Genomic DNA, 23,472 nt, shown 5'->3' on the forward strand with positions numbered 1-23,472 from the left:
GGCCTCGCGGGCGCTGTCGGGCCCGCGGCCCGGCGGACAGCATGGAGCCATGACGACGACCGCGATCGAGATCGCCCCCAACAGTGCCCTGCTGGTCATCGACGTGCAGAAGGGCTTCGACGAGGAGTCCTTCTGGGGGCCCCGCAACAACCCGGCGGCCGAGGACAACATCGCGGCCCTGATGGACGCCTGGCAGGCGGCCGGCCGGCCGGTGGTCCTCGTGCGGCACGCGTCCGTGCAGCCCGGCTCCGTCCTCGCCGCCGACCACCCCGGCCACGCCTTCAAGGACCTGGTCGAGAAGCGGAGCGAGGGGGCCCTGGTGGTCACCAAGACGGTGAACTCGGCCTTCTACGGCACCCCGGACCTGGCCGACTGGCTGACGGCCCAGGGCATCGGCCAGCTGGTGCTGGTCGGCATCCAGACCAACATGTGCGTCGAGACCACGGCCCGGATGGCCGGGAACCTGGGCTACGACGTCCTCGTCCCGCTCGACGCCACCCACACCTTCGACCTCGCCGGGCCGGCGGGCCTCGCCCTGACGGCGGACGAGCTCGCCACGGCCACCGCGGTGAACCTCCAGGGCGGCGGCTTCGCCCGCGTGACCACCACGGCCGACCTCTTGACGGCGTAGCCGCCCGTTCCGAGTCCGCCAGATTTGGCCTCGCCGGGCTACATCCAGCCTCGCCGGCGTTTGAGGAGGGGGCACCTCCCAGCGGTAGCTGGGGGAGGGTCCGGGCGGAGCCCGGTGCCCGGCGGAGCCGGGTTTCCCGGGGCTCCGCCCCAGACCCCGCGCCTCAAACGCCGGCGAGGCTGAAAAGGGGCCCGGACCCCGAGCAAGGGGGTCCGGGCCCTCAGGAGCCAGAAGTCCGGGTCAGAGGACGTCGGCGGCGATGTTGGCCGCGACCTGCTCCAGCAGGGGACCCGCGTTCGGGATGGACTTGGCCGGGTCGGGCTCCAGGTCCGTGAGCGGGTACGCCTTGCGGATGCCGGCCCCCTCCAGCGCCTCCTGGCTCAGCAGCAGCCGGCCGCAGACGGCCACCACCGGCTTGCCCGCCGCGCGCGCCGCCGCCGCGACGCCCGCCGGGGCCTTGCCGTGCAGGGTCTGCTCGTCCAGGGAGCCCTCACCGGTGATGACCAGCGTGGCCCGCTCCAGCGCGGGGGCGAAGCCCAGCACCTCCAGCATCAGCTCGATGCCGGGACGGAACGTCGCGCCGAGCAGCAGGGCCCCGTAGCCGATGCCGCCCGCGCCGCCGGCACCCGGCAGCACCGCGCACTCGGCGGCCTTCGCGCCGATCGACTTCTCCAGCACCACCGCGAAGTGCGCCAGCGCCGCGTCGAGCGTCGCCACGTCCTCGGGCGACGCCCCCTTCTGCGGGCCGTAGACCGCCGCGCAGCCCTTCGGGCCGGTCAACGGGTTGTCCACGTCGCTCGCGAGGACGAACTCCACCTCGGCGAAGCGCGGGTCGACGCCGGACAGGTCGGCCGAGGCCAGCTCGGCCAGCGCACCGCCGCCCGGACCCACCGGTTCGCCGTTCGCATCCAGGAACACGGCGCCCAGCGCTGCCAGCATGCCGGCGCCGCCGTCGGTGGTGGCACTGCCGCCCACACCGAAGACGATCGAGCGCGCGCCCGCGTCCAGCGCGGCCTTGAGCAGCTCGCCCGAGCCGTACGTGGTCGCCGTCAGCGCGGCGAAGGTGCCCGCCGGCAGCAGCTGCAGCCCGGAGGCCTCCGCCATCTCGACCACCGCGGTGCTCCCGCGCAGCGCGAAGGCGGCCGTGACCTGGTCGCCGAGGGGTCCGGTGACCCGTACCTCCCGGCGCTCGAAGCCGGCTGCCACGGCTGCCGCGACCGTTCCGTCGCCGCCGTCCGCGACGGGGAGCGTCTCGATCTCCACGTCCGGCACGGCCATGCGGAGACCGGCCGTCACCCGCTCCGCGACCTGAACGGCCGTGAGCGAGCCCTTGAATTTGTCCGCGGCGATGAGTACACGCGCGGCCTCAGTTACTGCTCCGTCCGTCACCTTTGCTATTCCCTTGCTATCGAACAGTGCAGTCGCGCCGCCATGAGCTTATCCGGAGGATCCTCCTATGCCCATGAGTGGCCTGGGCCACACCCGGCGCGCCATGCCCCTAAATAGGGATATACGCCTGCATAGTGTGGCCGCATGAGCGCGGAATCACCGGAACGGCCACGTCCGGACACCCCGGCAGGAGGATCCGGTGGCCCCGCCGACGGCGCGCCCGACCATGCGGTCGTCGCCGTGGGCGTGATCGCCGTGCTGGCCGTCGTCGCCTGGGCGGCCCTGGCCGGGGACTCCTTCGACACGGCGTCGGGCACCGCGCTCTCCTGGGTGCTGGGGAACTTCGCCTGGCTGTTCGTGATCGCCGCCGACGTCTTCCTCGTCATGTGCGTCGTCCTCGCGATCAGCCGGTTCGGCCGGATCCGGCTCGGCGCCGACGACTCCGAGCCCGAGTTCACCAACCTCGCGTGGATCGCGATGATGTTCAGCGCCGGCATGGGCATCGGCCTGATGTTCTACGGGGTGGGGGAGCCGCTCACCCACTACCTGGCCCCGCCCCCGGCCTCCGGGGCGGCCCCCCGCACCGGCGCCGCCGCCCTCGCGGCCATGGAGTACTCCTTCTTCCACTGGACCCTCACCCCCTGGGCGATCTACGGCATCGCCGGCCTCGCCCTGGCCTACGCGACGTTCCGCAAGGGCCGCGGCAACCGCCTCAGCTCCGCCTTCGTCCCCCTGATCGGCGAGCAGCGGGCCGATGGCCGGCCCGGCAAGGCCATCGACCTGCTGGCCGTGTTCGCCACCGTCTTCGGCACCGCCACCAGCCTCGGCCTCGGCGCGCTCCAGGTCTCCAAGGGGCTCGGCCTCACCACCGGCATCGAGGACTCCGTCACCGTGCAGCTGATCATCATCGGCTCGCTCTCGGCGGCCTTCGTCCTCTCCGCCTTCTCCGGCCTGCACAAGGGCGTGAAGTGGCTCAGCACCGTCAACATCGTGCTCGCCGCCACCCTGATGCTCTTCGTCTTCGTGCTCGGCCCCACCGTCTACATCCTCGACGTGATTCCCTCGAGCATCGGCGGGTACCTGAGCGAGCTGGTGCCCATGGCCAGCCGCACCGGCGCCTTCACCGACGCCAAGTGGCTCGGCGCGTGGACGATCTTCTACTGGGCCTGGTGGCTGTCCTGGGCGCCCTTCGTCGGCACCTTCATCGCCCGCATCTCACGCGGCCGCACCGTCCGCGAGTTCCTCATCGGCGTACTGCTCGTCCCCAGCGGGGCCACCGTGATCTGGTTCTGTGTCATGGGCGGCACCGCGATCCGCCTCGACTCCACCGGCGCCGTCGACTTCGCCGTCACGATCAAGGACGGTACGGAGGCAACGCTCTTCGCGATGCTGGGCGCCCTGCCGCTCGCCGCGGTCACCTCGTGGGTCGCCATGGTCCTGGTCATGACCTACTTCGTCACCAGCGCCGACTCGGCCTCCCTGGTGATGGGCTCGCTCACCAGCCGCGGCTCCCTCAACCCGCCCACCTGGCTCGTCGTCACCTGGGGCGTGCTGATGGCCGCCGTCGCCGCCGTGCTCCTCGTCGCGGGCGGCCTGAAGTCCCTGCAGACCGCCACCATCCTGGTCGCGCTGCCCTTCGTCATCGTCATGATGCTGCTCTGCTGGGCCCTGGTGAAGGAACTCCGTACGGACCCCGGCGCCGGACCCGCCCGCCACCACCCCCTGCACGGGATGCGGGACGCGGTCCGGGCCATGGTCGGCGACGCCGTCACCGAACAGGGGGCGGCCGGCCACCCGCGGCTGCGGCGCGTGGCCGGGTCAGGGGGACGGGGGCACGAGGACGGCGAAGGCCCGGGATCCCCGCAGGCGTGACACCTCGGGGCCCCGGGCCTCGGGAGCGGCGGGACCTGCGGACCCGTCAGGACAGCTCGTACACCGCCATCCGGCCGTTGTCGTAGACCTTCTTCGCGAGGTCGGCCAGGAGCGGCGACTCGGCACCCGACGGGCGGTGCGCCACCACGTAACGGACGTGGTGCCGGTCGTGGAGCCGGCTCAGGATCTCGGCCGTCGGCCGGTAGACGGCGTCCTCGTTGAGCCGGAACAGCTCCTGGTCCCAGAAGGGGCCGTTGTAGGCGGCCGAGCCGCCCGACAGCGCCATGGCCCGCGGCGCGTACGCCCAGCCCTCGATCAGCACCGACCGCTCCGAGTACGCGCTGAGCCACTGCGAGCGGACGTTGTCGCACGAGGCCCCGGCGGGCAGCGGACCCTCCAGCTCCCAGCAGTGGCTGTTGGTGGCCACCACGTCCGACGGCTCGCTGTGGGCGCGGATCCAGCGCGCCGCCTGCACCTGCGAGCCGGGCATGACCCAGGAGTACGACCACAGGGACTCCCGGGACTGCAGGACGTCGTGGAAGAGCCCCGGGGTGCCGGCCGTCAGGGCGGCCGTCAGCAGGACGATCGCGCCGCGCCCGCGCAGCGCGGGCCACACCCGGCCGCCGAGCCGCCACAGGACCGCGCCGGCCAGGGCGGCCAGCGCCAGCGCGGCGGCCAGGGCGAGCGCGGGCAGCAGCACGGAGTAGGAGGTGACCGCGCGCCGCTCGTCCCCGGCGAGCCGCAGCACGTAGGCCGACCAGCGGCCGGAGTAGCGGTAGATCCCGAAGGTGAGCAGCGCCGAGAAGGCGAGCACGCCGAAGGCGAGTGCGGCCTTGCCCCGCGCGCCGAGCGCGGCGCGTTCGAAGGTCTCGCAGAAGCCCCAGGCCGAGAGCACGGCCCCGAAGGGCAGCGCGGCGAGCGTGAAGTAGCTGGCGTTGTAGCCGTTGACGGCCAGGTAGGCGCACGGTCCCGCCACCGAGGCACCGAGCAGGAACCACTGGACGGGTTCCAGCCGGAAACGGCGCTTCGAGATCAGCGGGATCACGCCGAGCAGCTTCAGCTGGTGGTTGAGCACGAAGGCGAGGAGGGTGCCCACGACCACGAGGGCCTGGAACGCCGGCGAGCGCAGGTGCCCAGGATCGGCCCAGTAGCCGCGGATGTTGCCGAACGGGATGACTTCGAGGCCGTAGCTCTCGAAGTGGAAGATGACGGCCGTCGCGAAGAGCTGGGCACCGCCGAGGATCGCGCCCAGCCCGACCACGTGCCACGGGATGCGCCGGGTGGTGATCAGCAGGATGAAGCCGGTCAGGGCCAGGCCGGCCAGGGTCACGGGCAGGGTGCTCGCCTTGGCCGCGGTGGAGGCCAGGGCGAACAGCGCGACGAGGACGTACACCCCGCGGCCGAAGAGCGGTGCCCGGTCGGCGCCTTCGCCGTCCGCGGCCGCCCCGCCGTCCTTGCGGCTCCTGCGCAGCGCGTCGCCGACGACGCCCATCAGCGCGATCAGCAGCGGCTGGCTGTAGGTCTGGGAGAGGCTCGACCAGGACATCAGCCGGACGGCGGGGGCGCCGAAGGTCCAGGTGGGGACGGGGTTGGGGTAGGCGGCGGTGAACTCCGCGACCGCGAAGACCAGCAGCGCGGCCAGCGGCCCCGCCCAGGCCCGCCCGATGAGGCGCCGGGCCACCACGGCGGTGATCACCATGCCGAGCGCCGCCAGCGCGGGGACCATGAGCCTGGACTCGATCACCGCGAGGTCGAGGTGACCGACCATGTCGGTCATCGCCATGTGGGCGAAGGTGAACCAGTGGTAGTACAGGGGCTCGCCGGAAGCCTGGGGAAGGGTCAGCGGGACGTTCTGCTTCGCGTTCGCGGCGAGCGACAGCATGTACGGCATGTCACCGAACAGCCTGCTGTCCTCCTTGTCCGGGAGCACCGGATACAGCGACAGGAAGACCTGGTGGAAGTAGACGCTGCTGAGCATCACCGTGCCGGAGACCGACCAGGACCAGCCCAGCGAAGGGCTGGCGTACCCGCGCGGGCGCCAGTGCCGGCGGAGCTTCGGTACGGCCGCGAAGGGAACCACCACGGCGAGCGGCCAGGCGAGGGTGAGCGACTGGGCGCCGACCCCGACGAGGACCGCCCAGGCGGCCAGTTCCAGGACGAGGCCGGTGACCGCACCGAAGGCGAGGTCCTCGACCAGCGAGTGCGGCCGCCGGCGGAGGGCCCGGAAGACCAGCGTGCCGGGGAGCACGACGCCCCAGAGCACGTAGAAGGTGTACCGGGCGATGCCGCCGACCGGGGTGTCCGAGGCGAGCAGCAGGGAGACCAGCAGGAGGTAGGCGGCGGCCGCCGGCAGGAAACGCCACAGGACGTGCGGTCCGGGCCGGTCGGTCGCGCGGGACGGGGACGAGCCGCTCAGCGGCCGCGCCCCGAGGTCGGTCCGCTCGGGCGCGGCGCTGCCAGTTGTACCCATGTGTCGTGTTCTTCCCTACCTGCTGTGCGTCGGCCGCCCCGGTCCGGGGCGGCCGGGAGCGCCCCGGCCCGGGACGCCGGGGATCAGGCCGCGTACTCGGAGACCCGCTGGTCGCGGTCGGCGGCCGCGGTGTCCTCGGCGGAGTCGTAGCCGACGAAGTAGGCGGGCCGGGCCTGGACCGCCGAGTAGATCCGGCCTATGTACTCGCCGAGCAGGCCCACGCAGATGAGCTGGACACCGCCGATGAAGAGCATGCCGATGAACAGCGACGACCAGCCGGGCACGGTCGAGCCGAACGCGTACTGGAGCGTCGTGTAGATCGCCAGGCAGAAGCAGACGAGGAAGCTCAGCAGACCGAGCCAGGTGGCGAGCCGCAGCGGGCTGGCGGAGAAGTTGGTGATGCTGTCGAGGGCCAGGCGGACCATCTTGGACAGCGGGTAGTGGGTGCTGCCGGCGACCCGCTCCTCGCGGACGTAGACGACCTCGCCGCTGCTGAAGCCGAGCCACGGCACGAGTAGCCGGTAGACCGGCTGGTGCTCGGGCAGGGACTTGAGCGCGTCGACGGCGGCCCGGCTGAGCAGCCGGAAGTCGCCGGCCTGGTTCGGCATGTTCTTGCCGACGAGCTTGCGCATCAGCCAGTAGTAGACGCCGGCCGTGCGCCGCTTGAAGAAGGTGTCGGTGCCGCGGTCGCCGCGGACGCCGTAGACGATGTCCAGGTTCTTCTCGCGGGCCAGCTCGTACATCTCGACGATCTTCTCCGGCGGGTCCTGGAGATCGGCGTCGATGCTCACGACGTACGCGCCGTAGGCCCGGTGGATTCCGGCGGTCAGGGCGGCCTGGTGCCCGGAGTTGCGGGCGAAGCGCACGATGCGCAGCTCGGGCCACTCCTGGCGGATCTTCTGCATGATCATCGGAGTGGCGTCGGTGCTGCCGTCGTCGATGCCGACGACCTCGTAGCTGATCCCCATGCCGTCCAGGATCGGGCGCAGGCGCGCCACGGTCAGGGGCAGGGCCTCCTGCTCGTTGTAGATCGGGATGACGACGGACAGCACGGGTGCCGGCCGGTCGGCTGCGTCGCGTGCCGGGGCTGCTGCGTTCTGCATGGAGGGGCTTGTCTTCAATCTCCGAGTGCGGAAGACCGCCGGCGGGTGCCTGACGATCTGGCCTGCCGAGAACAGGAGGTCGGCAGTGGACCACCAGGCCGACGACGCGGAGGCGCACCAGCTGCCGGAGCCCTTGGTGCCACAGGAGCGCAAGCGAGTGACCCGGGCGAGCGGCAACAATATCATCAGTAAAACAATTGCCATGGGGCCGCCCTCGGTCCCCGGGGCGGGCCCGGGAACCCCGTGCCACCCGGCACCGCCGCGGTCGTCGCGGAGCAACTAGGGTTGCGGCGTGACCACCGCAGATGACTACGCCACGTACATCGCGAGCCTGCCCCGGGTGCTGGCCGGCGCGGCCGCCCTCTACCGGGACGCCGAGGGCCGGGTCCTGCTCGTCGAGCCCAACTACCGCGAGGGCTGGGCCCTGCCGGGCGGCACCATCGAGTCGGACCGGGACGAGTCGCCGCGCACCGCGGCCCGGCGCGAGAGCGCCGAGGAGATCGGCCTCGACCTCCCCCTCGGCCGCCTCCTGGCCGTCGACTGGGTGCTGGGCCCCGGCCGCCCGCCGCTGGTCGCCTACGTCTACGACGGCGGCGTGCTCGACGAGGCCCAGCTCGCCTCCGTCACGCTGCAGCAGGAGGAGCTGATCTCCTGGCGGCTGGTCGAGCCCGCCGAACTCACCGCCTACCTGCCCGAATCGCTCGGACTGCGCGTCCAGGAGGCGTACCGGATCGCGCAGTCGGGCGAGGGCGCCGCGGAACTGGAGAACGGCCGGCGCCCGGTCACCTCGTGACGGGCGCCCCGTAACACCGGACTTACCCCGACCAGGACAGAATCAGAAGATGATCACGATGTACGCCTGGCCCAGCACCGCCGACGGGCCCGACGCCCTTCCCATGGTGCACTTCACCACCGACCAGCAGGCCGGTGGTGAAGTCACGCCGGAGGGGACCCCGGTCTGGCTGTTCGACACCGCGATACGCGAGGGCGGTTGGGCGCTGTTCACCGATTTCGAGGGCTGGTCCGTCCCGGCCGCCGGTTGGCAGGCCTTCTACCGCCGCGAGGACGACCTCCTCGCCGTCACCGGACCCGGCTCCTGCGAGGGCTGGTACCAGGGCAACCTCGGCGCCGACGCCGACTGGGTGGCGGCCGCCGCCACCCAGCAGAGCGTGGTCCTGCTCGCCGCCCCGGTCCAGCACCCCTCGCTGTACAACTACGCCGTCGAGGCCGGAGCCGCCTTCGCGCTCCTCGTTCCGCTCCTCGTCGTCTGATCCGGCCGGGCCGGCGTCAGGCCAGGAGCTTGGCCTTGGCGCGGTCGAACTCCGCCTGGGTGATGTCGCCCTTGTCCTTCAGCGCGGAGAGCTTGTGCAGCTCGTCCGCGCTGCCGCCGGAGCCCGCCGTCTTCTGGACGTACTCCCGGAAGGCGGCCTCGTTCTCCTGGACCTGCTTCAGGTCCCGCTCGCCCATGCTCCTGCCCCGGGCGATGAGGTAGATGAACACGCCCAGGAAGGGCAACAGGAGGACGAAGATCAGCCATCCCGCCTTCCCCCAGCCACCGAGGCTGTGGTCACGGAAGATATCCGTGATGATCTTGAAGAGCAGGAAGAACCACATGATCCACAGGAACAGGTACAGCATCGTCCAGAAGATGTTGAGAAGCGGATAGTCGTCCATGCCGGACTCCGATCATGTAGCGGTATTCCATTCATACAACCGCTTCAAAATCTCCGCATTTCGGAACGGATCAGCCCTGTAGCCCGGATTCGAAGGTGAGCAGCCGCACCTTGCGGTCGAGCCCGCCGCCGTAACCGGTCATCCCGCCCGACGCGCCGATCACCCGATGGCAGGGCACGATGATGCCGACCGGGTTCTTCCCGTTCGCCAGTCCCACCGCGCGCGAGGCGTTGGGCTTGCCCAGCTTGGCCGCCAGCTCCCCGTACGACCACGTCTCGCCGTACGGGATCCGCACGAGCTGGTCCCAGACGCTGCGCTGGAAATCGGTGCCCTCCAGGCGCAGCGGGAGGTCGAACTCGGTGAGCTCCCCGGCGAAGTACGCGGTCAGCTGGCGCGCCACCTCGGGAAAGGGCTCCTCGGCGGCGGCCACCCGCTCCCCGAAGGACTCCTCAGCCGGACGGTGGCGCTGCCCCGTCATGTAGAGGCCGCTGAGGACCCCGTCCGTGGCGACCAGGGTCAGCGGACCGTAGGGGCTGTCGACGACGGTGTGCGTCCTGGCGCTGTTCGTGGTGGATCGCATCGCTGGTGCTCCTCAGGCGGGCAGGTGGTTGATGGGGTGGGCGTCGGTGGCCCACAGGTACTGGACGGCGTACGCGCGCCAGGGCCGCCATGCGGCCGCCCGCGCGGTGAGCGCCGAGGGGGTGGAGGGCAGCCCCAGCCCCTGCGCCGCCCGCCGGATCCCCAGATCGGACGGCAGGAAGGCGTCCGGGTCGCCGAGCGCCCGCATCGCGATCACCTCGGTGGTCCACGGGCCGAAGCCGGGCAGCGCCGTCAGCTGGGCCCGCGCCGCCTCCCAGTCGCTGTCGAAGCCGAGCGCCAGCGAGCCGTCGGCGAGCGCCGAGACCAGCGTGGTCAGCGTGGCCCGCCGGCTGCGCGGCAGGGCCAGTGCCGCCGGATCCAGCCCGGCGAGCGCCTGCGGGGAGGGGAAGAGGTGCGTCAGCCCGCCCAGCGGGTCCTCGACCGGCTCCCCGTGCGCGGTGACCAGCCGGGCCGCGTGCGTGCGCGCCGCCGCGGTGGAGACCTGCTGGCCCAGCACCGCCCGTACGGCGAACTCCGGCGCGTCGACCGTACGGGGTACCCGGCGCCCGGGAGCCTTGTCCACGAGCGGGGCCAGCAGCGGATCGGAGCGCAGCTGCTCGTCGACGGCCTCGGGGTCGGCGTCCAGGTCGAGCATCCAGCGGCAGCGGCTGATGGCGATGGTGAGGTCGCGCAGGTCGGTCAGGGCGAGCCGGCAGCCGATGTGGTCGGGCTGCGGGGTCAGGGCGACGACACCGGTGCCGTAGGGCAGGCGCAGGGTGCGGCGGTAGGCGCCGTCACGCCACTCCTCGACCCCGGGGACGGCGGTCGCGGCGAGGTGCCCGAAGAGGTTGTCGGGGTTCAGCGGGGCCCGGAACGGCAGCCGCAGACTGATCGTCCCCGGGATCCGGGGCGGGGCGTTCCTGCTGCGGCCGGCCTTGACGGCCCGCTCCCGCAGCTCGCTCGGGGACAGGGCGAAGACCTCGCGGACCGTGTCGTTGAAGGTCCGGATGGAGGAGAACCCGGCGGCGAAGGCCACATCGCCCATCGGGAGCTCGGAGGTCTCGATGAGCAGCCGGGCGGTCTGAGCGCGCTGGGCCCGTGCCAGGGCCAGCGGACCGGCCCCGAGCTCGGCGTTCAGCTGCCGCTCGACCTGGCGGGCCGAGTAGCCCAGCCGGGTGGCCAGGCCCGGCACGCCCTCCCGGTCCACCACCCCGTCCTGGATCAGCCGCATCGCGCGTGCGACGGCGTCGGCCCGCGCGTTCCACTCGGGGGAACCGGGACTCGTATCGGGCCGGCACCGCTTGCAGGCCCGGAACCCGGCCTGCTGGCAGGCGGCTGCGCTGGGCAGGAAGGTCATGTTCTCGACCTTGGGCGGCACCGCGGGACAGCTGGGCCTGCAGTAGATCCGGGTGGTCAGGACCGCGGTGAAGAACCAGCCGTCGAAGCGGGCGTCCTTCGACTGCACGGCCCTTACGCAGCGCTCGGTGTCGGTGTGCATGGCTCTAGGATCCGGTGTCGCGGAACCGCCGGCTGGCGGTTTTCCGACATCAAGGTTACGCGGGGGCTCGGAGGGCCGGGCGGGGTCGGGGCCGGCGGTGGGGCGGGGGGCGTCCGGGGTAGGCATGATTTATGGCCCCTCGGGGGGCGCAACGTGTCCCGAGGTGAGGGCCGACAAATCACGTTTTACACCCCGGACGCTCCCCGCCCCGCCGCCGCCCCCGGCCCACCCCGACCCGGCCCCCGGGAACGGCAGAAGGCCCCGGATGCCATCGGCATCCGGGGCCTTCTCCGGTACAGCTAGCGCAGCGTCGTGGCGCGGGCCTCGCGGCGGTTGTGCCGGAAGGTGTTGGCCTTCCGGGTCGTCGCGAAGAGCGGAATGGTCGCCGCCATCGCGATCTGCAGGGCGCAGCCGGTCTGGAGCAGCAGCTGACCGCCCGGGGCGTCGAACGCCCAGGCCGCCAGCAGCCCCATCGCGCTGATGATCCAGCAGAGCATCGCCACCGCGAGAACACCCCGCGGCTTGGGGTACTCGACCCGGCTCACCATCAGCCAGGCCACCCCGATGATCGCCAGCAGGGTCGGGACGAACGGCAGCTCCAGCAGCACGATCGAGACGACCGTCAGCGCGCCGAAGGGGCTCGGCATGCCCTGGAACATGCCGTCCTTCATCGTCACGCAGCTGAATCTCGCGAGTCTGAGCACCACGGCGAGCAGCACCACGATCGCGGCCAGCGCCGACATCTTCTGGTGCGCGTCGACGGCGACCATGCCGTAGACGAGCACGAAGTAGGCCGGCGCGAGGCCGAAGCTGATCAGGTCGGACAGGTTGTCCAGCTCGGCACCCATCGGCGAGCTGCGCAGCTTGCGGGCCACGATGCCGTCGAAGAGGTCGAACACCGCGGCGAGCAGCATCAGTATCACCGCCGTCGCGGCGCTGTTACGGGCCATGCCCGATTCGCCACTGCCGGTGAGGTGCGGGATGAGGATTCCGGTGGTGGTGAAGTACACCGCCATGAATCCGCACGTCGCGTTACCGAGAGTGAGGGTGTCCGCTATCGACAGCCGCAGCGAGAGCGGCATGTCGTCCTCGGCGGACTCCTCCTCGGCAGGTTCGGGAACCCAGCCGGCGGCCGGAGTCTCAGGGTCAGTCACGGTCAATTCGTGTCACCCCCGCGGTGGTGGCCTGACCGACCTCGACCGCGACCTCGACGCCCTCGGGGAGGTAGATGTCGACGCGGGAGCCGAAGCGGATCAGACCGATGCGTTCGCCCTGCTCCACCTTGGTTCCGGCCGGCAGGTACGGGACGATGCGACGGGCGACGGCGCCGGCGATCTGCACCATCTCGATGTCACCGAGTTCGGTGTCGAAGTGCCAGACAACGCGCTCGTTGTTCTCGCTCTCCTTGTTGAACGCCGGGACGAATCCGCCGGGGATGTGCTCCACGGACGTCACCGTGCCCGCGAGGGGCGCGCGGTTGACGTGGACGTTCAGCGGGCTCATGAAGATCGCGACCCGGGTCCGTCCGTCCTTCCACGGCATGATGCTCTGCACCACACCGTCGGCGGGCGAGATGACACGCCCCTGAGCGATCTCACGCTCGGGGTCGCGGAAGAACCACAGCATGCCCGCGGCGAGCGCGGTGGCGGGCACGGCCGCCGCGGCCCAGCGTCCGGACTTGCGGGCCCGGGTGAGGCTGAGCGCCGCGGTGGCGACGGTCGGCAGAAGCCACGGCGATGCTCCGCGCGCGAGGCGTACGCCAAGGAGGCTGTCGCGAGGTGCAGAGGTTTGGCTGTGGGGCATGGATGACCTTCGTAGCGGGTGATTGCCGCGCCGTAAACGGGGGGACGGGACGGCGGCTTTACTGGAATGCTATCGGTTGCGCGCAACAACTGGGCAAGCCAGAAGCCGAGTCGATGACGGTCAGCCAGTCACTGCCAGTGATCCTTTCGCAACGAACCCATGGATGATTCGCTGCAAAAGGGACTTTCAGCCCTGAAGCCGGTACTCCTCGAGCAGGCGTCGCCCGATGATCATTTTCTGGATCTCGGCGGTACCTTCACCGATCAGCAGCATCGGGGCCTCCCGGTAGAGACGCTCGATCTCGTACTCCTTCGAGAACCCGTATCCACCGTGGATACGGAAGGCGTCCTCGACGACCTCCTTGCAGTACTCGGAGGCGAGGTACTTCGCCATCCCTGCTTCGAGGTCGTTTCGTTCCCCGGAGTCCTTTTTGCGTGCTGCATTGACCATCATCGCATGGGCGGCTTCGATCTTGGTAGCCATCTCGGCCAGCTTGAACTGAATCGCCTGGTGTTCGGCGATCGGCTTGCCGAAAGTGTGACGTTGCTGGGCATAGGAGACACCCAGTTCGAAAGCACGCTGAGCGACACCGCAGCCACGCGCCGCCACGTTGACGCGGCCGACCTCGACCCCGTCCATCATTTGGTAAAACCCTCGGCCCGTCTGTCCGCCGAGTACCCGATTGGCCGGAATGCGCAGTCCGTCCATGATGAGCTCGGTCGTGTCGACGCCCTTGTAGCCCATCTTGTCGATCTTGCCGGGGATGGTCAGGCCGGGACGGACCTCACCGAAGCCGGGCTCCTTCTCGACGAGGAAGGTCGTCATCGACTTGTGGGGCGCCGTGCCCTCGGGGTGTCCTTCGTCACTCCGGACGAGAACGGCCACCAGGGTGGAGCTGCCGCCGTTCGTCAGCCACATCTTCTGACCGTTCAGGACGTACTCGTCGCCGTCCTTCACCGCCTTGGACGTGATGGCCGACACGTCGGAGCCCAGCGCCGGCTCGGACATCGAGAAGGCGCCGCGCACCTCGCCCAGGGCCATGCGCGGGAGGAAGTGGTCCTTCTGCTCCTGCGTGCCGTGCTGCTTGAGCATGTACGCCACGATGAAGTGGGTGTTGATGATGCCCGAGACGGACATCCAGCCACGGGCGATCTCCTCGACGCACAGGGCGTAGGTGAGGAGCGACTCACCCAGGCCGCCGTACTCCTCCGGGATCATCAGGCCGAAGAGGCCGAGTTCCTTGAGGCCGTCGACGATCTGCTGCGGGTACTCGTCACGGTGTTCGAGCTCGGTCGCGACCGGGATGATCTCCTTGTCGACGAACTCCCGGACGGTCTTGAGGATCTCCCGCTGGACGTCGGTCAGCCCGGCGGTCTGGGCGAGTCGGGCCATGGCTACTTCCCCTGTTCCTTCAGCGTGGGGCGGCCGGGCTGCTCGCCGCCGCGCTCCTTGATGTACGTCTCGGTCGGGACCATCACCTTGCGCCGGAAGACGCAGACGAGGGTGCCGTCCTGCTTGTAGCCCTTGGTCTCCACGTAGACGATCCCGCGGTCGTTCTTCGACTTCGACGGGGTCTTGTCGAGGACCGTGGTCTCGCCGTAGATGGTGTCGCCGTGGAAGGTCGGCGCCACGTGCCGCAGGGACTCGATCTCCAGGTTGGCGATGGCCTTCCCGGAGACGTCCGGCACGGACATGCCGAGCAGCAGCGAGTAGATGTAGTTGCCCACGACCACGTTCTTGCCGAAGTCGGTCGTGTTCTCCGCGTAATTGCTGTCCATGTGGAGCGGGTGGTGATTCATGGTCAGCAGACAGAAGAGGTGGTCGTCGTACTCGGTGACCGTCTTTCCGGGCCAGTGCTTGTATACCGCCCCGACCTCGAACTCTTCGTACGTGCGTCCGAACTGCATCGGGATCAGGCCTCCGGGATCTCGAACTTGGTGGTGCGCTCCATGCCCGCCGCGCGGCCCTTGCCCGCGATGACCAGGGCCATCTTGCGGCTGGCCTCGTCGATCATCTCGTCGCCGAGCATCGCGGAGCCCTTCTTGCCGCCGGCCTCCGAGGTGCACCAGTCGTACGCGTCGAGGATCAGCTCGGCGTGGTCGTAGTCCTCCTGCGAGGGGGAGAAGACCTCGTTGGCGGCGTCGACCTGGCCCGGGTGCAGCACCCACTTGCCGTCGAAGCCCAGCGCGGCCGCGCGGCCCGCCACCTCGCGGTAGGCGTCCACGTCGCGGATCTGGAGGAAGGGGCCGTCGATCGCCTGGAGGTTGTGCATGCGGGCCGCCATCAGGATCCGCATCAGGATGTAGTGGTAGGCGTCCGCCGGGTAGCCGGGCGGCTGCATGCCCACGACCAGCGACTTCATGTTGATCGAGGCCATGAAGTCGGCCGGGCCGAAGATGATGGTCTCCAGCCGCGGCGAGGCGGCGGCGATCTCGTCGACGTTCACCAGGCCCTTGGCGTTCTCGATCTGCGCCTCGATGCCGATCTTGCCGACCTCGAAGCCCATGGTCTTCTCGATCTGGGTCAGCAGCAGGTCCAGGGCCACGACCTGCTGGGCGTCCTGGACCTTCGGCAGCATGATGCAGTCGAGGTTCTGGCCGGCGCCCTCGACCACCGTGACGACGTCGCGGTAGGTCCAGTGCGTGGTCCAGTCGTTGACGCGCACGACGCGGGTCTTGCCGGTCCAGTCGCCGTTGTTCAGCGCGTCCACGATGGTGTGGCGGGCGCCTTCCTTGGCGAGCGGCGCGCAGGCGTCCTCCAGGTCCAGGAAGACCTGGTCGGCCGGCAGGCCCTGGGCCTTCTCCAGGAACCGCGGGTTCGATCCGGGCACCGCGAGGCAGGAGCGACGCGGGCGAAGGCGGTTCACCGGGTGGACGGGCGTGGTCATGCGGGGACCTCCGTGCTTGCAACGAGTGCGTTGTCGATGTCGAGGGGGGCGAGCTTGTTGGCCTTGCGGATCTCGTCGACGATACGGCCGATGATCTCCGTGATGCCGAAGTCCTTCGGCGTGAAGACGGCGGCGACACCCGCTGCCTTGAGCGCCACGGCGTCGGCGTTGGGAATGATGCCTCCGACGATGACGGGGATGTCACCCGCCCCCGCCGTCCGCAGCCGTTCCAGGACGTCCGGGACCAGAGCGCTGTGCGAGCCGGACAGGATGGACAGTCCCACGCAGTGCACGTCCTCGGCCAGCGCCGCGGAGGAGATCTCCTCCGGCGTCAGCCTGATGCCCTGGTAGACCACCTCGAAGCCGGCGTCGCGGGCCCGCACGGCGATCTGCTCGGCGCCGTTGGAGTGCCCGTCCAGGCCGGGCTTGCCGACCAGCAGGCGCAGCCGGCCCGAGCCGAGCTCGTCGGCCGTACGGGACACCTTCTCGCGGACCTCGTGCATCGGCGTACCGGGCTCGGCGGTGACCGCCACCGGGGCCGAGGAGACCCCGGTCGGGGCGCGGAACTCGCCGAACACCTCGCGCAGGGCGCCGGCCCACTCGCCGGTGGTGACACCGGCGCGGGCGCACTCCAGCGTGGCCTCCATCAGGTTCTCGGTGCCCGCCGCGGCCTCCTTGAGGCGCTCCAGCGCCTGCTGGGTGGTGGGGAAGACGAACGGGTCGCCGTTCCCCTGCCGGTCCGAGGACTCCTGACGCTCCGCCCGCCAGCGGACGATGCGCTCGACGGTGAGCGCCTCCGTCGCCGGGTCGACCGTCATGATGGCGCCGTCCAGGTCGGAGGTGAGCGGGTTCTCCTCGGTCTGCTGGAAGCAGTTGACACCGACGATCTTGTCCTCGCCGGCCTCGATCCGCGCCCGCCGCTCGGCGTGCGAGGAGACCAGCTCGCCCTTCAGGTACCCGGACTCGACGGCCGCCATGGCGCCGCCCATCTCCTGGATCCGGTCGATCTCGGCCAGGCAGTCGGCGACCAGGGAGTCGACTTTGGCCTCGATGACGTGGGATCCGGCGAAGATGTCCTCGTACTCCAGCAGGTCGCTCTCGAGCGCGAGGACCTGCTGGATGCGCAGCGACCACTGCTGGTCCCAGGGCCGGGGCAGGCCCAGCGCCTCGTTCCAGGCGGGCAGCTGCACGGCGCGGGCACGGGCGTCCTTGGACAGGGTGACCGCGAGCATCTCCAGCACGATGCGCTGGACGTTGTTCTCCGGCTGGGCCTCGGTCAGCCCCAGGGAGTTGACCTGGACGCCGTAACGGAAGCGGCGCTGCTTCGCGTTCTCGATGCCGTAGCGCTCGTGGGTGACCTTGTCCCAGATACGGCCGAAGGCGCGCATCTTGCACATCTCCTCGATGAAGCGGACGCCCGCGTTCACGAAGAAGGAGATCCGGGCGACGACCTCGCCGAAACGCTCCTGGGGCACCTGGCCCGAGTCGCGCACCGAGTCGAGGACCGCGATCGCCGTGGACATCGCGTACGAGATCTCCTGGACCGGGGTGGCCCCGGCCTCCTGGAGGTGGTACGAGCAGATGTTGATCGGGTTCCACTTGGGGATGTGGTTGACCGTGTACGCGATCATGTCCGTCGTCAGCCGCAGGGACGGCCCCGGCGGGAAGACGTGCGTCCCGCGCGAGAGGTACTCCTTGACGATGTCGTTCTGGGTGGTGCCCTGGAGCTGGGCGATGTCCGCGCCCTGCTCCTCGGCGGCCACCTGGTAGAGCGCCAGCAGCCACATGGCCGTGGCGTTGATCGTCATCGAGGTGTTCATCTGCTCCAGGGGTATGTCCTGGAACAGCCGCCGCATGTCGCCCAGATGGGAGACCGGGACGCCGACCCGGCCCACCTCGCCGCGGGCGAGGATGTGGTCGGGGTCGTATCCGGTCTGGGTCGGCAGGTCGAAGGCGACCGACAGACCCGTCTGGCCCTTGGCGAGGTTGCGGCGGTACAGCTCGTTGGACGCCTCGGCCGTGGAGTGGCCGGCGTACGTCCGCATGAGCCACGGACGGTCCTTCTGGCGCTCTGTCATCTCAGGCTGTCCCTTAGGCCTTTGAACGGTCTCAGACGTTACGGAAGCGGTTGATCGCGTCGAGGTGCGTCGCGCGCAGCTCGTGGTCGCGCACGCCCAGGCCCTCCTCGGGGGCCAGCGCGAGGACGCCGACCTTGCCCTGGTGGAGGTTGCGGTGGACGTCGTAGGCGGCCTGTCCGGTGTCCTCCAGGGAGTAGACCTTCGACAGGGTCGGGTGGATCTTGCCCTTGGCGACCAGGCGGTTCGCCTCCCAGGCCTCGCGGTAGTTCGCGAAGTGAGAGCCGACGATCCGCTTCAGCGACATCCACAGGTAGCGGTTGTCGTACTGGTGCATGTAGCCCGAGGTCGAGGCGCAGGTGGTGATGGTGCCGCCCTTGCGGGTGACGTAGACCGAGGCGCCGAAGGTCTCGCGGCCCGGGTGCTCGAAGACGATGTCGATGTCCTCGCCGCCGGTGAGCTCGCGGATCTTGGAACCGAAGCGCTTCCACTCGCGCGGGTCCTGGGTGTTCTCGTCCTTCCAGAACTTGTAGCCCTCGGCGTTGCGGTCGATGACCGCGGTGGCGCCCATGGCCCGGCAGATGTCCGCCTTCTCCGGGGAGGAGACCACGCAGATCGGGTTGGCGCCGCCGGCGAGCGCGAACTGGGTCGCGTACGAGCCGAGGCCGCCGCTGGCGCCCCAGATCAGGACGTTGTCGCCCTGCTTCATGCCGGCGCCGTTCTGGGAGACCAGCTGGCGGTAGGCGGTGGAGTTGACCAGACCGGGGGAGGCGGCCTCCTCCCAGCTCAGGTGGTCGGGCTTCGGCATCAGCTGGTTGGACTTGACGAGCGCGATCTCCGCCAGGCCGCCGAAGTTGGTCTCGAAGCCCCAGATGCGCTGCTCGGGGTCGAGCATCGTGTCGTTGTGGCCGTCCGAGGACTCCAGCTCGACCGAGAGGCAGTGGGCGACGACCTCGTCGCCGGGCTTCCAGGCGTTGACGCCGGGGCCGGTGCGCAGCACGACGCCCGCGAGGTCGGAACCGATGACGTGGTACGGCAGGTCGTGGCGCTTGGTCAGCTCCGACAGGCGGCCGTAGCGCTCCAGGAAGCTGAAGGTCGACACCGGCTCGAAGATCGAGGTCCACACGGAGTTGTAGTTGACCGAGGAGGCCATGACGGCGACCAGGGCCTCGCCCGGGCCCAGCTCCGGCACCGGGACCTGGTCCAGGTGGAGGGACTTGCGCGGGTCCTTCTCGCGCGTCGTGAGCCCCGCGAACATCTCCGCCTCGTCCTTGTGCACGGTGATCGCGCGGTAGGAGTCGGGAAGCGGCAGGGCTGCGAAGTCTGCGGCGGTGGCGGACTGCGACTGAATCGCGTCCAGGATGTCCTTCACGGTGAGCCTCCGGCTAGCGCTGATGAGGGTGCGCTGAGGTAAACGGGGTGCGTGGTGCGGGTGCGGTGTGCCGTCGGTCCGGCTGGTGCAGTGGTGCTGGGCGACGCCCGTGGTGAGGCGTGCGGTGCCTGGTGACGCAGGCGATCCGGGGCGCGTTCCACGCCGGGTGGGCGTGGGTCGCGGGGACATCCGGACGACTTCAACGTATGGCACCCCGTGTCACCCGGCAAGGCACCGCGTGCCAAAACTTTCTCTCATTTGCCGATTGACCTGCACCGATGAGCGATGATCGATCAGAGTTACCCGCGAGTAGGGGCAAGCCGGACATAAAAAAGTGGCCGCCCCCGGAACGGGAGCGGCCACTGTGACGCGCCTGACTATGTGGCGCGCAGCGCCTCTTCGATGGTCCGCATGACCTCGTCCAGCGGAGCGTCGGTGCGGGCCACCGCCACCAGCACCTCGCCCTGCGTGCGGACGGCCGCCGGCGCGGACGGTTGCGAGCTCAGCGTGCGGCCCGCGCCGATGCCCGTACCGAAGGTCTTCCGGACGATCGAGAAGGCGTGGTCCAGCTGCGCCTCCACGTCCCCCTGGCCGCCCGCGCGCAGCCAGCGCCGCAGCACGTGGTTGTGGGCGGTGACCACCGCCGAGGCGGCCACTTCGGCCAGCAGCGGGTCGTCGTTGCCGTCGTGGTGGTCGTGCTCGTCGAAATGGGCCAGCAGGTAGCGGGTGAACAGCCGCTCGTACCGGGCCACCGAGGCGATCTCCCGCTCCCGCAGCGCCGGCACCTCACGCGTCAGCCGGTAGCGCTCCACCGACACCGCCGGCGAGGCGGCGTACATCTTCATGACTTCCTTGATCCCGCGGCACACCGTGTCGAGCGGGTGCTCGTGCGCCGGGGCCACGTCCAGGACGGCCTCGGCGCGGGTCAGCGTGTCGTCGTGGTCCGGGAAGATCGCCTCTTCCTTGGACCGGAAGTGCCGGAAGAAGGTCCGCCGCGCCACCCCGGCGGTCGCGGCGATCTCGTCGACCGTCGTCGCCTCGTACCCCTTGGTCGCGAAGAGCTCCATGGCCGCGGCGGCGAGCTCGCGGCGCATCTTGAGCCGCTGGGCGGCCGCCTTGGTGCCGGCCGGACTCTCCGGGGTGTCGGACGCCGTGGCGGCGCGGGGCGAGGTCTTGGCGGGCTGGGACATAGAGCGAAAGTACTTCATTCGTGCAGGGGTGCGCGCCTGCGGGGGGTGGGAGGGGGGTGGATGCGGGGGAGAGCCCGCACTGGGCTCGTGAGGGTTGGCCCGCCGTGAGGGTCCGGCGGGCCCGAGCAGCCCTCCCCACGCATCCGGCTCGTGGCCCGACGGATTACCGGCGGGCGGCGTACTCACGGAATCCGCGGCCGGTCTTCCGGCCCAGGCAGCCCGCCGCCACCAGGTGCTCCAGCAGCGGGGACGGGGCCAGGCCCGGGTCGCGGAACTCCTTGTGCAGGACCTTCTCGATGGCCAGCGAGACATCCAGGCCGACCACGTCGAGGAGCTCGAACGGGCCCATCGGGTAGCCGCCGCCCAGCTTCATCGCCGCGTCGATCTGGTCGATGTCGGCGTAGTGCTGCTCGACCATCTTGATCGCGTTGTTGAGGTACGGGAACAGCAGCGCGTTCACGATGAAGCCGGCCCGGTCGCCGCAGTCCACCGGGTGCTTGCGCACCTTGAGGCAGATCTCGCGGACCGTGGCGTGCACGTCGTCGGCGGTCAGGACGGTCCGGACCACCTCGACCAGCTTCATCGCCGGGGCCGGGTTGAAGAAGTGCATGCCGATCACGTCCTGGGGACGCGAGGTCACGCGGGCGACCGCGATCACCGGCAGCGAGGAGGTGGTGGTGGCCAGCACCGCACCCGGCTTGCAGACCTTGTCCAGGGCCGCGAACAGCTCCTGCTTGACCGCCAGGTCCTCGGCGACGGCCTCCACGGCCAGGTCCACCTCCGCGAAGGCGTCCAGCGACCCGGCCGGGGTGATCCGGTCCAGGGTCTGGGCCGCGCCCTCCTCGGTCAGGCGGCCCTTGGACACCGCACGGCCCAAGGACTTCCCGATCGCGGCCTTGGCGGCCTCGGCCTTCTCCTGGCTGCGGGCGGCGAGCACCACGCTGTAACCGGCCTGCGCGAAGACCTGGGCGATCCCGCTCGCCATGGTCCCCGAGCCGGCCACGCCGACCGAGCCGACCGGACGGCCGCTGCCGACCAGGGACCCGTCGAGCGGGGTCTGCAGGTCGCGGACGATCACCGAGCTGCCCGGCGCCTCGTACGTGTAGAAGCCGCGGCCGGACTTCTGCCCGGTCAGGCCGGCCTCGGCCAGCTGGCCCAGGATCGGGGCCGGGGCGTGCAGCCGGTCGCCGGAGGAGGCGTACATGGCCTCCAGGACGGTACGGGCGGTGTCCACGCCGATCAGGTCGAGCAGCGCGAGCGGGCCCATGGGCAGCCCGCAGCCCAGCCGCATCGCCGCGTCGATGTCCTCGCGGGAGGCGTACCGCGCCTCGTACATCGCGGCGGCCTGGTTGAGGTAGCCGAAGAGCAGGCCGTCGGCGACGAAGCCGGGCCGGTCGCCGACCGGCACGGGCTCCTTGCCGAGCTCGCGGGCCAGCTCGGTGACCGCGTCGACGGCCGGCGGGGCGGTCAGGACGCAGGAGACGATCTCGACCAGCTTCATCGCCGGCGCCGGGTTGAAGAAGTGCAGGCCCAGCACGCGCTCGGGGCGCAGGGACTCGGCGGCCAGGCGCGTCACCGACAGGGCGTTGGTGCCGGTGGCCAGGACGGTGTCGGGCCGCACGATCGCGTCGAGCTCGCGGAACACCTGCTGCTTGATCTCGTACGACTCGGGGACGACCTCGATGACCAGATCGGCCTCGGCGGCGGCGCCCAGGTCGGTGAAGGTGCGGAAGCGGGCGAGCACGTCGGCCCGCTCCTGCTCGGTGAGCCGCTCCCGGGCGACGGAGCGCGCGGTGGCCGCGGCGAGGGCGGTCGCGGCCCGCTGGGCGGCGGCCTCGCTGATGTCGATGCCGATGACCTCGCGGCCGGCCCGGGCAAGGACCTCGGCGATGCCGGTGCCCATCGTGCCGAGTCCGATGACGGCGATGGTCTGGAGGGTGGGCTGACTGGACTGACGGTCCATCGAGGGACTCCAGTGGAAGAGGGTGACGACTGAGGGGCGCGCGGCGCACGGCGCGCGCGGATGCCGTACGGAAGAGCCGTGCGGTGGAAGGACCCGGGGTGAGCGGGCCCGAGGAGGGGAGCCCGCGGGGAGATGAGTCCCTGGGGCGAGAACGGCGGAACCCTGTCCCGGGGTCACACCGTGGAATACGAACCGACCGGCACGAGGCGGCTGCGTCACCAGGCCGCCCTCGTACGTGTTGAAACGACAGTAACCCGCCGGTAACTGGTCCGCCAGAGCGCGGAGATGTGACCTGTACCGCCCAAATGTACCGATCATCGATCATCGATCAACCGGCTGTCTCCGATGTCCCGAAACCCGGCACGGCGACCGCTGTGTCCCCCTAGGGTGGCCGGGTGAACGACGTGCTGGAGCGCCTGCGGGCGGAGGCGGGACCGTCCCCCGAGTACGAGGTGCTGCTCACGGCCGCCCCCGACGGTCTCGCCGCCTCCCTGACCTCGGCCGGGCTGCCCCTGTGGGCCCGCGAACTGGCCGCGTACCGGCTGGGCCTCGCGGGAGACCGTCGCGCCTTCGAATCCCTCGTCCTGCTCCTCAACCACCGGGACCCGGCCCGCTGCGCGGCCGCCGCCGAGGCCCTGGCCGTCCTGGGCGACCCGCGCACCGCCCGCGCGGCGGCGGCCCTCGCCACCAACGCCCTGCGCACGGCCTACGCCCTGCAGCCCGTGCGGCTGCTCACCGCCCTGCGCGCCCCCGAGTCCGTACCGGCCCTGATGGCCACCCTGACGCGGCTGCTGTCCCCGCGCGACCCGTACTGGCGGGTGGCCCTGGCCTGCGTCGAGGGCCTCGGCGCCCTCGCCGACCCCCGCGCCCGCGAACTGCTCGTCCGCGCCCAGTCCCACCCCCGGCTGGCGGTGGCGGCGACGGGCGCGCTGCGCAACCTGGGCTGAGGGTCGCGGCCCGGGGATC

20 protein-coding genes are annotated in these 23,472 nt (G+C 70.7%); 5 read left to right on the forward strand and 15 right to left on the reverse strand.

Annotated features, from left to right (window positions below; all coding sequences use genetic code 11):
• Positions 1–49: 49 nt before the first annotated feature.
• Positions 50–631, forward strand: a complete 582-nt coding sequence (locus tag JYK04_RS33505; RefSeq protein ID WP_189740809.1) for a cysteine hydrolase family protein — start codon at positions 50–52, stop codon at positions 629–631.
• A 240-nt stretch (positions 632–871) separates the two neighbouring features.
• Here JYK04_RS33505 and JYK04_RS33510 read toward each other — a convergent pair whose 3' ends face one another.
• The gene (locus JYK04_RS33510; RefSeq protein WP_189740811.1) at positions 872–2,020 is read right to left on the reverse strand and encodes a glycerate kinase; all 1,149 of its coding nucleotides are present in this window, start codon (positions 2,018–2,020) and stop codon (positions 872–874) included.
• 144 nt (positions 2,021–2,164) lie between these two features.
• Between JYK04_RS33510 and JYK04_RS33515 the strand changes: the two genes are divergently transcribed.
• Complete coding sequence (locus JYK04_RS33515; RefSeq protein ID WP_189740814.1) at positions 2,165–3,892, forward strand: BCCT family transporter; 1,728 nt, start codon at positions 2,165–2,167, stop codon at positions 3,890–3,892.
• A gap of 46 nt (positions 3,893–3,938) precedes the next feature.
• Here the strand turns inward: JYK04_RS33515 and JYK04_RS33520 are convergent, their stop codons facing one another.
• The gene (locus JYK04_RS33520; RefSeq protein WP_189740817.1) at positions 3,939–6,362 is read right to left on the reverse strand and encodes a hypothetical protein; all 2,424 of its coding nucleotides are present in this window, start codon (positions 6,360–6,362) and stop codon (positions 3,939–3,941) included.
• An 83-nt stretch (positions 6,363–6,445) separates the two neighbouring features.
• Positions 6,446–7,465: a glycosyltransferase family 2 protein gene (locus JYK04_RS33525; protein WP_189740820.1), complete on the reverse strand. Its 1,020-nt coding sequence runs from the start codon at positions 7,463–7,465 to the stop codon at positions 6,446–6,448.
• A gap of 292 nt (positions 7,466–7,757) precedes the next feature.
• On the opposite strand from JYK04_RS33525, the gene JYK04_RS33530 reads away from it, so the two are divergent.
• Both JYK04_RS33530 and JYK04_RS33535 read left to right on the forward strand, forming a co-directional pair.
• A complete protein-coding gene (locus tag JYK04_RS33530; RefSeq protein ID WP_189740823.1) occupies positions 7,758–8,258 on the forward strand; it encodes an NUDIX domain-containing protein in 501 nt (166 codons plus the stop codon).
• A 49-nt stretch (positions 8,259–8,307) separates the two neighbouring features.
• Entirely contained in the window at positions 8,308–8,736 is a 429-nt protein-coding gene (locus JYK04_RS33535; RefSeq protein ID WP_189740825.1) for a hypothetical protein, read from the forward strand.
• Between the two features lie 16 nt (positions 8,737–8,752).
• On the opposite strand, the gene JYK04_RS33540 is transcribed toward JYK04_RS33535, so the two are convergent.
• From JYK04_RS33540 to JYK04_RS33595, 12 genes are all read right to left on the reverse strand, one after another.
• Positions 8,753–9,139, reverse strand: a complete 387-nt coding sequence (locus JYK04_RS33540) for an SHOCT domain-containing protein (RefSeq protein WP_189740828.1) — start codon at positions 9,137–9,139, stop codon at positions 8,753–8,755.
• A gap of 70 nt (positions 9,140–9,209) precedes the next feature.
• On the reverse strand, positions 9,210–9,719 hold the full coding sequence (locus JYK04_RS33545; protein ID WP_189740831.1) for a methylated-DNA--[protein]-cysteine S-methyltransferase: 510 nt from the start codon (positions 9,717–9,719) through the stop codon (positions 9,210–9,212).
• A 12-nt stretch (positions 9,720–9,731) separates the two neighbouring features.
• Positions 9,732–11,216: an AlkA N-terminal domain-containing protein gene (locus tag JYK04_RS33550; protein ID WP_189740833.1), complete on the reverse strand. Its 1,485-nt coding sequence runs from the start codon at positions 11,214–11,216 to the stop codon at positions 9,732–9,734.
• Between the two features lie 299 nt (positions 11,217–11,515).
• A complete protein-coding gene (pssA, locus tag JYK04_RS33555; RefSeq protein WP_189740836.1) occupies positions 11,516–12,376 on the reverse strand; it encodes a CDP-diacylglycerol--serine O-phosphatidyltransferase in 861 nt (286 codons plus the stop codon).
• Entirely contained in the window at positions 12,363–13,019 is a 657-nt protein-coding gene (locus JYK04_RS33560) for a phosphatidylserine decarboxylase (protein WP_030010161.1), read from the reverse strand. The genes pssA and JYK04_RS33560 overlap by 14 nt, the downstream gene beginning before the upstream one ends.
• A gap of 186 nt (positions 13,020–13,205) precedes the next feature.
• Positions 13,206–14,411 (reverse strand): acyl-CoA dehydrogenase family protein, encoded by a 1,206-nt coding sequence (locus JYK04_RS33565; protein WP_189740839.1) that lies wholly within the window; start codon positions 14,409–14,411, stop codon positions 13,206–13,208.
• A gap of 2 nt (positions 14,412–14,413) precedes the next feature.
• Positions 14,414–14,926 carry a MaoC family dehydratase gene (locus tag JYK04_RS33570; protein WP_030010163.1) on the reverse strand — a complete coding sequence of 171 codons (513 nt, stop codon included), beginning with the start codon at positions 14,924–14,926 and terminating at the stop codon, positions 14,414–14,416.
• Between the two features lie 5 nt (positions 14,927–14,931).
• Positions 14,932–15,906 carry an HpcH/HpaI aldolase/citrate lyase family protein gene (locus JYK04_RS33575; RefSeq protein ID WP_030010164.1) on the reverse strand — a complete coding sequence of 325 codons (975 nt, stop codon included), beginning with the start codon at positions 15,904–15,906 and terminating at the stop codon, positions 14,932–14,934.
• Entirely contained in the window at positions 15,903–17,984 is a 2,082-nt protein-coding gene (locus JYK04_RS33580; RefSeq protein WP_189740842.1) for a protein meaA, read from the reverse strand. Before JYK04_RS33580 ends, JYK04_RS33575 begins: the two co-directional genes overlap by 4 nt.
• A gap of 31 nt (positions 17,985–18,015) precedes the next feature.
• Positions 18,016–19,353 (reverse strand): crotonyl-CoA carboxylase/reductase, encoded by a 1,338-nt coding sequence (gene ccrA, locus JYK04_RS33585; protein ID WP_189740845.1) that lies wholly within the window; start codon positions 19,351–19,353, stop codon positions 18,016–18,018.
• Between the two features lie 377 nt (positions 19,354–19,730).
• Positions 19,731–20,543, reverse strand: coding sequence for a TetR family transcriptional regulator (locus JYK04_RS33590; RefSeq protein ID WP_189740848.1), 813 nt, complete (start codon positions 20,541–20,543; stop codon positions 19,731–19,733).
• Positions 20,544–20,706: 163 nt separating this feature from the next.
• Positions 20,707–22,506, reverse strand: a complete 1,800-nt coding sequence (locus JYK04_RS33595) for a 3-hydroxyacyl-CoA dehydrogenase family protein (RefSeq protein ID WP_189740851.1) — start codon at positions 22,504–22,506, stop codon at positions 20,707–20,709.
• A gap of 395 nt (positions 22,507–22,901) precedes the next feature.
• Between JYK04_RS33595 and JYK04_RS33600 the strand changes: the two genes are divergently transcribed.
• Positions 22,902–23,453 (forward strand): HEAT repeat domain-containing protein, encoded by a 552-nt coding sequence (locus JYK04_RS33600; protein ID WP_189740854.1) that lies wholly within the window; start codon positions 22,902–22,904, stop codon positions 23,451–23,453.
• The last annotated feature ends 19 nt before the right edge of the window (positions 23,454–23,472 follow it).

This window comes from Streptomyces nojiriensis, from assembly GCF_017639205.1.
Classification (GTDB): domain Bacteria; phylum Actinomycetota; class Actinomycetes; order Streptomycetales; family Streptomycetaceae; genus Streptomyces; species Streptomyces nojiriensis.